This is a genomic window from Sphingomonas sp. P4_G2, from assembly GCF_056401155.1.
Window position 1 is genome coordinate 338866 of record NZ_JBFUJY010000003.1, and the last position, 14412, is coordinate 353277.

18 protein-coding genes are annotated in these 14412 nt (G+C 65.9%); 11 read left to right on the forward strand and 7 right to left on the reverse strand.

The features are described from left to right. Window positions 1–145: 145 nt before the first annotated feature. Both AC1DRD_RS11220 and hemE read right to left on the reverse strand, forming a co-directional pair. Window positions 146–583, reverse strand: a complete 438-nt coding sequence (locus AC1DRD_RS11220; RefSeq protein ID WP_478041432.1) for a CopD family protein — start codon at window positions 581–583, stop codon at window positions 146–148. Further along, on the reverse strand, window positions 583–1626 hold the full coding sequence (gene hemE, locus AC1DRD_RS11225; protein WP_478041433.1) for a uroporphyrinogen decarboxylase: 1044 nt from the start codon (window positions 1624–1626) through the stop codon (window positions 583–585). The genes AC1DRD_RS11220 and hemE overlap by 1 nt, the downstream gene beginning before the upstream one ends. Before the next feature lie 286 nt (window positions 1627–1912). On the opposite strand from hemE, the gene AC1DRD_RS11230 reads away from it, so the two are divergent. The 11 genes from AC1DRD_RS11230 to AC1DRD_RS11280 all read left to right on the forward strand — a co-directional run bounded on the left by AC1DRD_RS11230 (window position 1913) and on the right by AC1DRD_RS11280 (window position 8719). Beyond that, window positions 1913–2725, forward strand: a complete 813-nt coding sequence (locus tag AC1DRD_RS11230) for a pyruvate, water dikinase regulatory protein (RefSeq protein ID WP_066812336.1) — start codon at window positions 1913–1915, stop codon at window positions 2723–2725. Further along, the gene (locus tag AC1DRD_RS11235) at window positions 2722–3312 is read left to right on the forward strand and encodes a Maf family protein (RefSeq protein ID WP_478041434.1); all 591 of its coding nucleotides are present in this window, start codon (window positions 2722–2724) and stop codon (window positions 3310–3312) included. The genes AC1DRD_RS11230 and AC1DRD_RS11235 overlap by 4 nt, the downstream gene beginning before the upstream one ends. Continuing rightward, on the forward strand, window positions 3309–4112 hold the full coding sequence (locus AC1DRD_RS11240) for a shikimate dehydrogenase family protein (protein WP_478041435.1): 804 nt from the start codon (window positions 3309–3311) through the stop codon (window positions 4110–4112). Before AC1DRD_RS11235 ends, AC1DRD_RS11240 begins: the two co-directional genes overlap by 4 nt. After that, complete coding sequence (gene coaE, locus AC1DRD_RS11245) at window positions 4109–4702, forward strand: dephospho-CoA kinase (RefSeq protein ID WP_478041436.1); 594 nt, start codon at window positions 4109–4111, stop codon at window positions 4700–4702. Before AC1DRD_RS11240 ends, coaE begins: the two co-directional genes overlap by 4 nt. 8 nt (window positions 4703–4710) lie before the next feature. Beyond that, window positions 4711–5409: a DNA polymerase III subunit epsilon gene (dnaQ, locus tag AC1DRD_RS11250; protein ID WP_478041437.1), complete on the forward strand. Its 699-nt coding sequence runs from the start codon at window positions 4711–4713 to the stop codon at window positions 5407–5409. A 58-nt stretch (window positions 5410–5467) separates the two neighbouring features. Further along, window positions 5468–6052, forward strand: a complete 585-nt coding sequence (gene hpf / locus AC1DRD_RS11255) for a ribosome hibernation-promoting factor, HPF/YfiA family (RefSeq protein ID WP_478031272.1) — start codon at window positions 5468–5470, stop codon at window positions 6050–6052. Window positions 6053–6078: 26 nt separating this feature from the next. Further along, the gene (locus AC1DRD_RS11260; protein WP_478041438.1) at window positions 6079–6546 is read left to right on the forward strand and encodes a PTS sugar transporter subunit IIA; all 468 of its coding nucleotides are present in this window, start codon (window positions 6079–6081) and stop codon (window positions 6544–6546) included. Next, window positions 6536–7006 (forward strand): PaaI family thioesterase, encoded by a 471-nt coding sequence (locus tag AC1DRD_RS11265; RefSeq protein ID WP_478041439.1) that lies wholly within the window; start codon window positions 6536–6538, stop codon window positions 7004–7006. Before AC1DRD_RS11260 ends, AC1DRD_RS11265 begins: the two co-directional genes overlap by 11 nt. Next, the gene (locus AC1DRD_RS11270; protein WP_478041440.1) at window positions 7003–7338 is read left to right on the forward strand and encodes a DUF1491 family protein; all 336 of its coding nucleotides are present in this window, start codon (window positions 7003–7005) and stop codon (window positions 7336–7338) included. The genes AC1DRD_RS11265 and AC1DRD_RS11270 overlap by 4 nt, the downstream gene beginning before the upstream one ends. Window positions 7339–7495: 157 nt before the next feature. Further along, on the forward strand, window positions 7496–8167 hold the full coding sequence (locus AC1DRD_RS11275) for a cell wall hydrolase (protein ID WP_478041441.1): 672 nt from the start codon (window positions 7496–7498) through the stop codon (window positions 8165–8167). Between the two features lie 51 nt (window positions 8168–8218). Then, window positions 8219–8719: an MmcB family DNA repair protein gene (locus AC1DRD_RS11280; protein ID WP_478041442.1), complete on the forward strand. Its 501-nt coding sequence runs from the start codon at window positions 8219–8221 to the stop codon at window positions 8717–8719. Window positions 8720–8930: 211 nt separating this feature from the next. Here the strand turns inward: AC1DRD_RS11280 and purH are convergent, their stop codons facing one another. Genes purH through AC1DRD_RS11305 form a run of 5 tightly spaced genes read right to left on the reverse strand, consistent with a single transcriptional unit; the run spans window position 8931 to window position 14390 of the window. Beyond that, entirely contained in the window at window positions 8931–10508 is a 1578-nt protein-coding gene (gene purH / locus AC1DRD_RS11285; protein ID WP_478041443.1) for a bifunctional phosphoribosylaminoimidazolecarboxamide formyltransferase/IMP cyclohydrolase, read from the reverse strand. Window positions 10509–10557: 49 nt separating this feature from the next. Next, complete coding sequence (locus AC1DRD_RS11290) at window positions 10558–12282, reverse strand: heparinase II/III family protein (RefSeq protein ID WP_478041444.1); 1725 nt, start codon at window positions 12280–12282, stop codon at window positions 10558–10560. Then, on the reverse strand, window positions 12279–12941 hold the full coding sequence (gene rpe / locus AC1DRD_RS11295; protein WP_478041445.1) for a ribulose-phosphate 3-epimerase: 663 nt from the start codon (window positions 12939–12941) through the stop codon (window positions 12279–12281). Before rpe ends, AC1DRD_RS11290 begins: the two co-directional genes overlap by 4 nt. Window positions 12942–12949: 8 nt before the next feature. Beyond that, complete coding sequence (locus AC1DRD_RS11300; protein ID WP_478041446.1) at window positions 12950–14203, reverse strand: RsmB/NOP family class I SAM-dependent RNA methyltransferase; 1254 nt, start codon at window positions 14201–14203, stop codon at window positions 12950–12952. Beyond that, window positions 14196–14390 (reverse strand): hypothetical protein, encoded by a 195-nt coding sequence (locus AC1DRD_RS11305; RefSeq protein WP_478041447.1) that lies wholly within the window; start codon window positions 14388–14390, stop codon window positions 14196–14198. Before AC1DRD_RS11305 ends, AC1DRD_RS11300 begins: the two co-directional genes overlap by 8 nt. Window positions 14391–14412 lie beyond the last annotated feature (22 nt).

Sequence of the window (14412 nt, forward strand, 5' to 3'; positions counted from 1 at the left end):
TGTATTCCGGGTGACTTGGGGGAGATTTTTCGAGCTTCTGTCGGCGAGGACCGCGACGATGCTGGAGGAAGGAGGAGAGCGAGCGTCCCGAAGGGCACCGCTCGTCTCCACGATCTATGGGCGCGATTCCCTCAAGTCAAGGCGATCAGAACGGTTTCACCACCACCAGGATGACGATCAGCGCGACAAACAGCGCGGGAAGTTCGTTGATCAGGCGAAGCTGCTTCGACGTCAGCGTCGCTTTGCCGCCGGCGAGCTTCCTGGCATAAGCCGTCATCCAGCCGTGATAACCGCTCATCACGATCACCAGCAGCAGCTTGGCGTGAAGCCAGCCTTCGCTCCAATGCTGGCCGACCGTGGCGATGGTCAGGCCGAACACCCAGACCAGGATCATCGACGGGGTCATGATGATCTTGCGCAATTTGGTTTCGCGCTCGACCCATTTCGCCGCCTCGGGCGTGCCGAGCGCCTCCTGGTGATGGACCAGATAGCGCGGCAGCATGAACAGCCCCGCCATCCAGAAGATCACGAAAATGACGTGCGCCGCCTTGAGCCACAGATAGATCGAGGCGAGGAATTCCATCATCCGTTCCTTACGAAATTTAGGAGCTGCTCGACATGCGCGATCGGCGCATCGGGCAGGATGCCGTGACCCAGGTTGAAGATATGCGGGCGATCGGCGAAGGCCGCAAGGATGCGCCGCGCGGCCGATGTCATGGCGTCACCGCCGGTGATCAGCGCGAGCGGATCGAGATTGCCCTGGACGGGCAGGCCTTCGGGAAGTGCGCTGTTCGCCCAGACGGGATCGACAGTTTCGTCCAGCCCGACAGCGCTGATTTTAGTCTCGCGCGCATAAGCGGCAAGCTTGGCGCCGGCGCCCTTGGGAAAACCGATCACCGGCGTCGTCGGATGGCGTTCGGCCAGCGCCGCAGTGATGCGCGCAGTCGGCGCGATCACCCAGCGTTCGAATTCGCTCGGCGCCAGGCTGCCCGCCCAGCTGTCGAACAATTGCACCGCCTCGGCGCCCGCCTCGATCTGTTTCGACAGATAGTCGATCGTCATCGCCTCGATCGCATCGATGATCGCCTGGAACGCTGGGGGATCGCGATAGGCGAGGCGCCGGGTTGAGCCCTGATCGCGGCTGCCCTGGCCCTCAACCATATAAGTCGCGACCGTCCACGGGCTGCCGGCAAAACCCAGCATGGTAGTTTCGGCGGACAATAAGGCGACCACGCGTCGCACCGTCTCGTACACCGGCTCGAGCCGCTCGGGTACTGCCACAAGCTCGCTAAGCGCAGTGTCGACCAGCTTGGGGGCCAGGCGTGGGCCTTCGCCGGTTTCGAACCACAGACGCTGTCCCAGCGCCCAGGGGACTATCAATATGTCGGAGAACAGGATCGCGCCGTCCATCCCGAAGCGGCGGACCGGCTGCAGGGTGATCTCGCATGCCGTCTCGCTGTCGGTGGCAAGGTCGAGGAAGCCGCCCTTTTGAGCGCGCAGGTCGCGATACTCGGGAAGATAGCGTCCCGCCTGGCGCATCAGCCAGACCGGAGGCACGTCGTGGCGCTCGCCGAGCAACGTCGCGAGTAGGAGTTTTTCCGGAATCGGGGCGGTCCCAAGAGTCATATAGATATATTGATAGAAGGTTGTTGTAGTTGTTGGCGCGTGGATGCCGGGGCTTATGCGTTCGTCCCGTAAATGCCAACAGCTTGACGGCAGCGGACTCACGCAACCGCGCCGATTCCATTCTTTCGTCCCCGCAATCCACAGCCTGTGCGGGGAAACGTCCCCTGTCGATGACGTTGTGGATGACCGACGGCTTTATCCACCGCCGACCATCGCTTGGCCGAGAGGATGACTTGCGCTAGCGGTTTTCCCGATGTTGCCCACAGGCTTTCCGGCACGCTGAAAAATGCGGCTCCATTTGCACCTCCTGTCCGATTCCACCGGCGAGACGCTGGAGAACATCGCCAAGGCCGCGCTGGCGCAATATGACGATGTCGAGACGATCCGTCATTTCTGGCCGATGGTCCGAAGCGAGGCGCATCTCGAGCGCATCCTGCAGGAGATCGCGCACAATCCTGGGCTGGTGCTGTTCACCTTGGTGTCGGGCGAGATGCGGCGGGCGCTGGAGACGCGGTGCCGCGCATTGGGCTTGCCAGCGGTGGCGCCGCTCGATCCGGTCAACGACGCTTTGTCCAATTTGCTCGGCCAACAGGCCAAGGCGCGCCCCGGCCGCCAGCACGTGCTCGACGCCGCTTATTTCGCGCGCGTCGATGCGATCCAGTTCACCATCGCGCATGATGACGGCATCGGCTGGGAGAATTGGGAAGAGGCCGATATCGTCCTTGCCGGCGTGTCGCGCACCTCGAAGACGCCGACCTCGATCTATCTCGCCAATCGCGGCTACAAGACGGCCAATATCCCGATCGTCCCGGAAAGCCCGCCGCCCGCAAAATTGTTCGAGCTCCAGCATCCGATTGTCGTTGGACTGACGACGAGCGCCGATCGCCTGATCCAGGTGCGGCGCAATCGTCTGCTCTCGCTCAACCAATCCCCGGAAACCGCTTATGTCGATCAGGAAGCCGTGACCCGAGAAGTCGCCTTCGCCCGGCGGATGTTCGCCGATAATGGCTGGCCGGTGATCGACGTCACGCGGCGCTCGATCGAGGAGACCGCGGCGGCAATTGTCGCCTTGATCAACGACCAGGCTGGTGACGAATGACGCTGATCCTTGCTTCACAAAGCGCTTCCCGGCGGGCGATGCTCGATGCCGCCGGCGTGACCTATATCGCCGAACCTGCGCGGGTCGATGAGGATGGCGTCAAGGCGGCAATGGTCGGCCAGCCGGCCCGCGACATCGCTGACGCGCTGGCCCAGCTCAAGGCATTGAAAGTATCGCAGGCGTATCCCTCGGCCTTAGTGCTGGGCAGCGATTCGATCGTCGCGCTCGCCGACGGCAGGCTGCTCGACAAGCCGATGACTCGCGACCAGGCCGGCGATCACCTCCGCGCCATGTCCAATGGCGAGCATGCCTTATGGAGCGCGGCGGTGATCGCCGAGCAGGGCCGGCCGGTCTGGCGTCACGTCGACCGCGCGCGGCTGTTCGTCCGTCCGCTGTCGGAAGCCTTCATCCAGGCCTACCTCGACCTCGAATGGCCGGCGATCGCGGGCTGTGTCGGCTGTTTCCGCATCGAAGGTCCCGGCGTGCAATTGTTCGGCCGGATCGAGGGCAGCCATTTCACCGTGCTCGGTATGCCGTTGCTTCCGGTGCTCGATTATCTGCGCACGCGGGGGGAAATGACGTCATGAAATACGCCGAAGTGATCGGCGACCCGATCAGCCATTCCAAATCGCCGCTGATCCACGGCTTCTGGCTGAAGGCGCTCGGCCTCGACGGCGACTATCGCGCCACCCGCGTCACGCCCGAGGGGCTGGCCGACTATTTCGCCGCGCGCACCACCGACCCCGACTGGCTCGGCTGCAACATCACCATTCCGCACAAGGAGACTGCGCTCGCCTTTGTCGAGGATCGCGGCGGGGTGAAGGAGTCGATCGGCGCGATCAATCTGGCGTTCCGCTCGGAGGGCGCTTTGGTCGGGACCAATACCGACGCCGCCGGATTCTATGCGCCGATTTCGGGGCTGGATCTCGCCGGCCAGCCGATCGTGGTGGTTGGGGCGGGCGGCGCGGCGCGTGCGATCTTGTTCGCGCTGTCTCGCGTGGGGGTGGGGCGAGTCACGTTGCTCAACCGCAATCCGCTCAAAGGCGCCGCGTTGCTCGCCAGCTTCGGGCTCAAGGGCGATGCGCTCAAGCTCGACGCGCCGCTGCCGCCGGCCGCCTTGCTGGTCAACGCCACCTCGCTCGGCATGGCGGGGCAACCGCCGCTCGACCTCGATCTGGCGCCATTGCCCGACGATGCGGTGGTCTATGACGTGGTTTACGCGCCGCTCGAAACCGGGCTGCTCAAGGCAGCGCGGGCGCGCGACCTCGATACGGTCGACGGGCTCGACATGCTGATCGGCCAGGCCGCTTTGGCCTTCGAACTGCTGTTCGGCGCCGAACCCCCGCGCGATCGCGACGACGAGCTGAGAGCGCTGCTGACGTCATGAAGACAATCGGCCTTACCGGCTCGATCGGGATGGGCAAATCGGCGGTGGCGCAGATGTTCGCCGATGAAGGGATTGCGATCTTCGATGCCGATGCGACGGTGCGCCGGCTTCAGGGACCGGGCGGCCGGCTGCTGCCGGCGATCGAGGCGGCTTTCCCCGGCACGACCGGTCCCGATGGCGTCGATCGCGCCGAACTCGGCGCCCGCGTGTTCGGCGACGATGCGGCAATCGAGCGGCTCGAGGCGATCGTCCATCCGGCGGTCGGTGAGGAGCGCGCCGCGTTTCTGGCACAGCATGGCGACGACGACATGGTCGTGTTCGACATTCCCTTGCTGTTCGAGACCGGCGGCGACCGCAATGTCGATGTCGTCGTGGTGGTGTCCGCCGACGCCGCAACCCAGCAGGCGCGCGTCCTGGCGCGACCCGGCATGACTCGCGAACGACTCGCCGAAATTCTCGCTCGCCAGACCCCCGATGCCGAAAAAAGAGGGCGCGCGGACCATGTTATCGCGACCGATTGCCCGATGGATCAAACCCGTGCCGCCGTGCGTAGGGTGATAGCTTGCGTCCGTGCCAGCCAAGACCGATAAAAGGACAAATGCGCGAAATCGTCTTCGACACCGAAACCACCGGCCTCTCCTTCAGCGGGGGCGACCGTATGGTCGAGATCGGCTGTATCGAGATGATCAATCGTGTCGAGACCGGACGCAGTTTCCACCTGTATTTCAATCCCGAACGCCCGATGCCGGTCGAGGCGTTCCGCGTCCACGGGCTGTCCGACGTCTTCCTGTCCGACAAGCCGCGCTTCCACGAAAAGGTCGACGAGCTGCTCGAGTTCCTCGGCGATTCGCGGCTGGTCGCGCACAATGCCAGCTTCGATTTCGGCTTCTTGAACGGCGAGCTCGGCAAGATCGGCCGCGAGATCATCTCGCTCGACCGCATGATCGACACCGTGGCGATGGCGCGCCAGCGCCACCCCGGCGCCAAACATTCGCTCGACGCGCTTTGCACGCGCTACGGCATCGACCGCAGCCACCGCGTGCTCCACGGCGCATTGCTCGACGCGCAATTGCTGTCGCAAGTCTATATCGAGCTGACCGGCGGCCGCCAGATCGGCCTGACCCTGGTCAGCGAAGTCGAGGAAACAATCGAAATCTCCGTGATCGACATCGATCCGCGCACCGCCCAACCACGGCCGATGCGCGTATTCGAGCCGAGCGCGGACGAACTGGCGCGCCACGCCGGGTTCGTGGCGACGCTCAAAAACCCTTTATGGGGGGCCGAGGCGTCCGGTTGACGCGCGTTGCGAGGGACAAGGCGAATGCGCCACCGTCGCCAAGAATGGAGAAGAGAAAATGGATATCCGTGTCTCGGGACATCAGGTTGAAACGGGCGAAGCGCTGAAGGGCCATGTCCAGGATCGCCTCCAGGGTATTGCGGACAAATATTTCTCGCGCGCCATCTCTGCTCAGGTGACTTTCGGGAAAGGCCCGCACGACAATCGATTCAAATGCGATGTCGTCGCGCACGTCATGCATGGTCTGGTGCTCAAGGCCAGCAATGACGGCAACGATGCGCACGGCGCGTTCGATGGATCGGCCGACAAGATCGAGAAGCAACTGCGCCGCTACATGCGCCGGCTGAAGGATCGCAAGGCGGCCGGGACGATCGTCAACGGCGAGGCCGAACCCGCCGCCAATGCCGGCTATACCCTGTTCCAGGATTCGACCGACGAGGACGAAGCCGGTGATTCGCCGCTGATCATCGCCGAAACCCGGGTCGACGTGCCCGAGGCATCGGTATCCGACGCGGTGATGATGCTCGATCTGCGCAACACCCAGGCGCTGATGTTCAAGAATAGCGGGACGGGGTCGTACAACATGGTCTATCGCCGCGGCGACGGCACGATCGGCTGGGTAGAGCCGCAGCGCGCCAGCTAACGCCAGAAGCCGGAAGAGAGCGCGATATGATCGACCTGTCGGACCTGGTCCGGCCCGAAGCGGTTGCCGAGGGGCTGGCGGCGGCGAGCAAGAAGACGCTGTTCCAACAGCTCGGCGCGCTCGCCGCGACGGCCTATGGCATCGACGCCAAGGCCGCGGCCGAGGGACTCGCCCAGCGCGAGAAACTCGGTTCGACCGGATTCGGCGGCGGCATCGCCATCCCGCACGCGCGGATCGAGGGGATCGAGGCGATCCATGGCGTGTTCGTCGAGCTCGCGCGGCCGATCGATTTCGCCGCGGTCGACGATCTGCCGGTCGATCTGGTGTTCGCGTTGTTTTCGCCGCTAGATGCCGGCGCCGCGCACCTCAAGGCGCTGGCGCGGGTATCGCGGTTGCTGCGCGACGCCGCGTTCGTCGCCAAATTGCGCGGCGCCGGGTCGAAGGACGCGCTCTATTTCCTGCTGACCCAGGACGAGGCCAGGGATGCCGCCTGAATCGGGCGGCGCGGATTCGGGTGCCCAAGCGCATTTCCGCGCGCTCGAATCGCTCTACGCAGCGGCGCCGATCAACCAATTGTTCAAATCGCGGCTGGAAATCCCCGAAAGCGGCATTGCGCGGATCCATTTCGAGATCGACGAGCGCTATTATCATGCCGGCGGCGCGGTGCACGGCACGAGCTATTTCAAGATGCTCGACGACGCCGCTTTCTATGCCTGCAACAGCCTGGTCTCCGATCGTTTCCTGCTGACCACCGCGTTCAACCTGCTGTTCACCCGGCCGTTAAAGGCCGGACCGGTGATCGCCGAGGGCAAATGGGTCAGCGGCCAGCGCCGCGTTTTCGTCGGCGAAGCGCGGCTGATCGACGAGCAGGGCGAAGAAGTCGCGCGCGGCACCGGCACGTTCATGCGCTCGTCGATCGCGCTGGCCGGCTTGCCCGGTTACCGTTCGGCGTGAGCGCACGGCTGGCGACCGGCGCGCTGGTCAATGCGCTGGTCCGCCGCGCGAACCAGGCGGGCGGTTTCGCCACCGTCCTGGCCAAGGGCGACGCGACCGCCGGTGCCGTACTCGTGGTGGCGCAGGATCGCGGCCAGAATGCCCGGCTGTGGGAACGTGGGATCGGTCCGAGCGGCGATGTCGAGTTGATCGCGGTCGGCCCCGAGGGCGATGCGCAGGCGCTGACCGACTATTGGGCGAAACGGCGCCGAAACGATCCCGATCTCTGGGTAGTGGAACTGGATATCCCGCAGGCGGAACGGTTCGCCGCTGAAACCCTGGTCGGCGATTGACTTGCTGCGCTGCACAATTCAAGGGATTATTCACCAATTATCCGCGTTGTGCCGCGACGGGGTGCGATCCCTAACGGTTACGCAGTCGGGTGGTGGTCCGGGCGATCCTTTTCCTTGCGATCGAGTCCGCGCCCCAACCGCACTTTAGCAAGTCTAAATGCTGTTTTCCTCTCGCGCCGCGAACCTCGCGGCGACGTTCCTTGCACTAACCACGCTCGGCGGCCTCACCGTCTCGAGCAAGGCCCTGGGAGCGGATCGCGACGCTACGCTGATCCCGGCAATGGCCACCACGGCTGCCACTACCGCCATCAACCCATCAGTCCCCAAGCCGGTTCCATCGATCGATCCGGGTGACAGTGCGCCGACCTCCTCCGACGAGGTCCGTTCGGCGGCGCCGGCGCCCGCGCCGGGGCTGCAATTCGCCAGCCTGGCCGCTGCGGTCGCTGGCCAGGATTTCTCTGACGACGCCGATTCTGAGCTGTCGTGCCTTGCCGGCGCGGTTTATTTCGAATCCAAGGGCGAGCCGCTGTCGGGCCAGCTCGCGGTCGCCAACGTCATCATCAACCGCACCAATTCGGGCCGATTCCCGCGCACGATCTGCGGTGTGGTCAAGCAGCCGGGGCAATTCTCGTTCATCCGTGGCGGCACGATCCCGGCGATTCGCTCGGCCGCGCAATATCGCACCGCGATGGCCATCGCGCAGGTCGCGATGGACAAGGAATGGGATAATCCGACGCCGGGCGCGCTCTATTTCCACGCGCGTCGTGTTTCCCCCGGCTGGGGCCGACCCCGCGTCGCCACCATCGGCAACCACGTCTTCTTCCGGTAAAAATCGTCATCGGGTCTTCCCGATGTTCCGGTGATGTTCTAAAGCGGGGAGATGCTTGACGCGTCTCCCCGTTGTCCGCCCAATGGAACCGAGGCGCTGTGCGCGGCTGATGTCGCGCGCGGCGTCATTCGCATGCTCGCGCGCCACGATCTCGCGGCGATGACCGAAGTCCCGCTCGATGGCGGACGCCGTGCCGACATCATGGCGATCGATTCGCGTGGGCAAATCGTCATCGTCGAGATCAAGGTGTCGCGTGCCGATCTGCTCGGCGACGGCAAATGGTTCGACTATCTCGACCATTGCGACCGCTTCTTCTGGGCAGTGCCCGATGGCTTCGACCATGGCCCGCTCCACGGCGATGCTTTCCTCCCCGAACGCTCGGGCGTGATCATCGCCGACCGCTACGACGCCGCGATCCTGCGCGAAGCGGCCACCCATCCGTTGACGGCGCCTGGGCGCAAGCGTTGCACCTTGGCCTTCGCGCGACGGGCGGCCCGTCGGGCGAGCGGGTTGGCGGATCCTGAGTTGGGGTTCCTGCTTCAGGCGGAGTGAATTTGATTCACGCGAAGGCGCGAAGGCGCAAAGAAGAGAGTAGATTTTCGCGCAGAGGCGCAGAGGTGTTCTCGCACTGGGCCGCGGAGCGGACCAACACTGTAAATAAGATCGTGAGCCTCGCTTTGCGGGGCTCATTTTTATCCCCGCGCTCTCTGCGCCTCTGCGCGAAAAATTCTTTGCGCCTTAGCGCCTTTGCGTGAATCAAGAATCAGTGCCGGAAGTGGCGCATGCCCGTGAACACCATCGCCAGTCCGGCCTCGTCGGCGGCAGCGATGACTTCATCGTCTCGGATGGAGCCGCCCGGCTGGATCACCGCGGTGGCGCCCGCCTCGACCGCCGCCAGCAAGCCATCGGCGAACGGGAAGAAGGCGTCCGATGCGACCGCCGAGCCGATCGTGCGCGGCGTTGCCCAGCCGGCCTTGTCGGCGGCGTCCTTGGCTTTCCAGGCGGCGATGCGCGCCGACTCCAGCCGGTTCATCTGCCCCGCGCCGACACCGGCGGTGGCGCCGTCCTTGGCGTAGACGATCGCGTTCGACTTGACGTGCTTGGCGACGGTCCAGGCGAACAGGCAGTCGGCCAGTTCCTGCGGGCTCGGCTGGCGCTTGGTCACGGTCTTCAAATCGGCAGCAGTGACGCGGCCATTGTCGCGGCTCTGGATCAGCCAGCCGCCGGTGATCGACTTGGCGTCGAGCCCGGCGCGCGCCGGATCGGGCAGTTCGCCGGTCAGCAGCAGCCGCAGATTCTTCTTCGCCGCGAATAGCGCCAGCGCTTCCTCATCGGCATCGGGCGCGACCACCACTTCGGTGAAGATCCCGGTGATCTGGCGCGCGGTTGCCGCGTCGAGCGGCCGGTTGACCGCGATGATCCCGCCGAACGCCGACACCGTGTCGCAGGCGAACGCCTCGGCATAAGCAGTCTCGAGGCTCGCCGCAGTCGCGACGCCGCAGGGATTGGCGTGCTTGACGATCACGCAGGTCGGCTCGGCGTCGCGGAATTCGGCGACCAACTGCAGCGCGGCGTCGGCGTCGTTGAGATTGTTGTAGCTCAGTTCCTTGCCCTGCACCTGACGCGCCTGGCCGATGCCGCGCGCCGACGGCCCGGCATGGCGATAAAAGGCGGCCTGCTGGTGCGGGTTCTCGCCATAGCGCAACACGGTCGGCTGGTTGAGGACGAGCGGCAGCGTCTCGGGGAACATCTGGCCCTGGTCGGCGAATCCAAACCAGCTCGCGATCATCGAATCATAGGTCGCGGTGGCGGCGAACGCCTTGGCGGCGAGCTTCTTGCGCTCGTCGAAGGTCGTCTCACCCTTGTCCAGAAGCGCATAATCGGCGGGATCGGTGACGATCGCGACAAAGGCATGGTTCTTCGCCGCCGATCGCACCATCGACGGGCCGCCGATATCGACATTCTCGATGATCTCGTCGCGTGCGGCGCCCTTGGCGACGGTCTGCGCGAACGGATAGAGGTTGACCACGACCAGATCGATCGCACCGATCGCATGGTCTTCCATCGCCTTGGCGTGCTCGGGATCGTCGCGCACCGCGAGCAGGCCGCCATGGACCATCGGGTGGAGCGTCTTGACCCGCCCGTCCATCATTTCGGGGAAACCGGTCAGGTCGGAGACGTCGCGGACGTCCAGCCCGGCGTCGCGCAGCGCCTTGGCGGTGCCGCCGGTCGAGACGAGTTCGACGCCCTTGGCCGCGAGCCCCGTCGCCAGGTCGACGATTCCGGTCTTGTCCGAAACGGACAGCAGCGCCCGCCGGATGGGGACGATGTCGGTGGCCATGGCGAATTCCTGTACTGGGCTGGGAAGAAGTCGCCGCCCCCATTGCCGATCAGGTCGCGCGCTTCAAGGCCCAGCTGATATTCTCGCCGCCCGCCGCCGCTTCGCCGCTGACCACCAATTGCTGGGTGGAAACCGGTCGCCCGTCGGGGTCGATCCACAGACTCTCCTCGATCGTCAGCGACCCGCCGCGGCAGCGGAATTGCCACAATCTTCCCGACGGCAAGCGCAATAATGCCGCCATGCCGTCAGCGGTCGGTGCCGCTTCGACCCCTGCCCCCAGATGGAAGCGGATCGCGAACGGGATCGTGCCGACCTTGCGCTTGCGTCCGGCCGGTAACAGCATGTCGTCGCCGCGCAGCTCGCGGCCGTCGCCCGCCAGCAGCAATTGGCGGCGATGGAGGAAGCCGAACCGCCGGGCATAACCGTCATGGCTCGCTTCCAGCCGGCTGGCGCCGTTACTTTCCTGCCGTGCCAGTTCGACCTCGGCGACGCCCTTGCCCAAGGTGCCGTCGGCATGGATCGCGGTCGAATTGCTGTCGCCGACCACCAGGGTCGAATGCGCCGCGGTGGTGCGCAACCCTTCGGACAGCGTCGCCGGAATCTGTGCGATCGCCGCGCGCGCGCCGCCGCAATTGACGATCAGCCGCTCGGCGCCATCGGACATCTCCAGCGCCAGGGTTGAGGCGCAGCCGCCTTCGGCCAGCCGCGACACCGGCGGCGGGGCGGCATCGACGATCACCACCGCCTCGGCTTGCGCCAGCCGCTGATAGCCCCAGTCGCGCGCCTGGCGCAGCGGCCGCGCGCGCACCCCCGTCGCCGCGACGATCTCGTCGATCCGCTCGCCGCGGATCGGGCCGCCGCCTTGCCAGCTCGAGAGACCATGATCGCCGTGACACACGCCCTGTAGCGCGGGAACCATCCGGCCGAGCGCGGCGGACAAGGTCGCCGGCGGCGCCAGCCGCCGTGCGGTATAGGCCTCGCGCAACGCGGTCAGCAGCATGATGATGTCGACCTGCGCCAGCGGCGCGCGCGCGATCACGCCGCCATCCTCGTACACCGCGCTCTCGATCGCCTTTTCCAGCCCGTCCTCGCCGATCTGGCGGCGCGGATCGCCGCCCGGGATCAGCAGTCCGGCGCAGATCACGCCGCACCAGGCCGCGATCCGCGCGACGCCAGCGGGCGCTTTGTCGGCGCTGCGGTCGAGGTGGCGGGCGCCGCGAGCCAGCGTGTTGAGCACCTTGCTGCGATAGACCAGATCGGACGACGACAGGATCAGCGGCGCATGCGCGGTCCAGTGGAGGATGCGCCGGCCCCACAATTCGGGCGTCCAGGCGGGTTCGCTGACCTTGTCGGCATGAACTTCCAGCCACAGCCGCATGATCGTCTCGGCGATCGGCACGCCGACCGGCCGCGTCGCCACGGTCGACAGGTCGCGTAGCCAGGCGAAGCTGTGGAGGTATTGCGCCAGCGGCTTCGACCAATCGGGCTTGGCGAAATCGAGATCGGCGATCGCCACGCTGTCGCCACGCACCGCGATGCGTCCGTCGAGCAGCGCATTGCCACGGCGCGGATCGCCGACGAACGGATCCTCGGGCACCGCGACCAGTTTGAGCGGATGGCGGCCGCGCAGCCGAAGGGCGTGGAGCGGGGTGCGCCAGGCGAGCTTGCGGAAGCGTTCGGCGACCCGGTCGGCGAGCGACAGGCCGGCGCTGCTCCCGATGCGGATCAGCCGCTTGCCTTCGTCGATGCCGTCTGGCGCGCGCTCGTCCGTCACCCGCCCCTCAACGCCGCGATATTGGCGGCATAGGCGCTTGGCCCGCCGCGGAAAGTGGCAGTGCCCGCGACCAACGCATCGGCACCCGCCGCGATCACCTGAGGCGCGGTCTCGCGATCGATCCCGCCATCGACTTCGAGGTCGACATCCAGGCCCTGCTTGTCGATCATCTTGCGGATCGCTTCGATCTTGCGCAGCGCCGACGGAATGAAGCTCTGCCCGCCAAAGCCGGGATTGACGCTCATCACCAGCACCAGATCGACTTCCTCGATCAGATAATCGAGCGCCTTGGCCGGGGTTTGCGGCGTCAGAACGACCCCCGCACGCTTACCCAGGCTGCGGATATGGCGAAGGCTGCGGTGCGTATGCGGCCCCGCTTCGACATGGATCGAGATGGTGTCGGCGCCGGCTTCAGCGAACTGGTCGAGATAGGGATCGACCGGCGCGATCATCAGATGGACGTCGAGCGGCTTGGCGGTGTGCGGGCGGATCGCCTTCACCACTTGCGGGCCGATCGTGATGTTGGGGACGAAATGTCCGTCCATTACATCGACATGGATCCAGTCGGCGCCGGCGGCATCGATCGCGCGAACTTCCTCGCCCAGTTTGGCGAAATCGGCGCTCAGGATCGACGGGGCAATGCGGACGGGATGGGACATGCCCTGCTCTAACCAGCCCTCGCGAATCGGGCAATGAAGAAGCCGTCACAACCGCCCTGTTCTTCCAACGCGCCTGGCAGAATGCGTACCCAGCCGCGCGGATTGGGCGCGATTCCAGCGGGAAGCTCGCCAGCGCGGACCGGATCGATAGTGAAATCGGGATTGGCGGCGAGGAAGGTCTCGGCCTGCTCCTCGCCTTCCTCGCGCTCGAGCGAGCAAGTCGCATAGACCAGCGTGCCGCCCTTTTTCACCCAACCTGCCGCCTGGACCAGCAACTGGCGCTGCAAATGCGCCGCTTCCTCGATGATCGCCGGGTGGACGCGGTGGAGCACGTCGGGATGGCGGCGGAAAATGCCGGTCGCGCTGCACGGCGCATCGAGCAGCACGGCGTCGACCGGCGCCGGCGGCGACCAGAAAGCGACGTCGGCGGCGATTATCTCCGCCGTCAGATGCGTGCGCGCCAGATTATCGCGAAGTCGTGCCAGACGACTTTCCGACGCGTCGATCGCGGTGACGCCCCAGCCTGCGGCGGCGAGCTGCATCGTCTTGCCGCCCGGCGCGGCGCAGGCGTCGATCGCGCTCCCCTTCCCCGGGCCGAGCAGGCGCGCGGGGATCGCGGCAGACAGATCCTGCACCCACCAATCGCCGTCCGAGAAGCCGGGCAAATCGGGGATCGCGGTGCCGCGCGGCAAGCGGCGCTGGCCGGGCATCAACTCGAGTCCCTCAGGCCCCTCCTCTCCGCCCAGGGTCAGGTCGACGGGTGGCGGCTCGGCGATAGCGCGTCGCGCGGCCTGCACCATGTCGTCGCCCCAGGCCGCTTGCCAGCGCGCGGTGACGGCGTCGGGTAGAGTCGGGGGCTCGGGCAAGGTCGCCTTGCGCCGGTCGAGCGTGCCGAACACGCCATGGACCAATTTGCGCGGCCCGCCATCGACCAGCGGCAGCACGGTCGAGATCGCCGCATGCCCCGGCGTTCCGAGCCGTAGCGACTGGGCGAGTGCGATGCGCAGCGCGAAGCGCGCCTTGGCGTCATGCGGCAATGGCCGCTGCGTCGCCGAATCGATCAGCGCGTCTAGATCCAGCAGGTGCCGCAGCACTTCGGCCGCGATCGCGCGGGCAAGCGCGCGGTCGTTCTCCGCCTTCAGGCTGGAGAGCACGCGCGGTGCTGCCTGGTCGATCGTCTCGCCGCGGCGAAGCACAGCATCGAGCAGGCGAAGCGCGGCCTGGCGGGCGGGGACGCCGGGGGGAAGCGAATGGTCAACCAAATTGCCAATATCCGATAGCGATCACCGCGAAGATGATGAGGAGCCAAGCGAGCAGGCCAACGACGACTGCTCCCGTGTCGTCGACCTTTGCGGACGGATTGATCACCTTGAGAATGAGCGCGCCGGTCCCCCAGACGACCCCGTCCAGGATGATTCCGCCGAAAATCTCTGCGATAAAACCGCCCAAGGACCCTCCGATGCGATCGCCT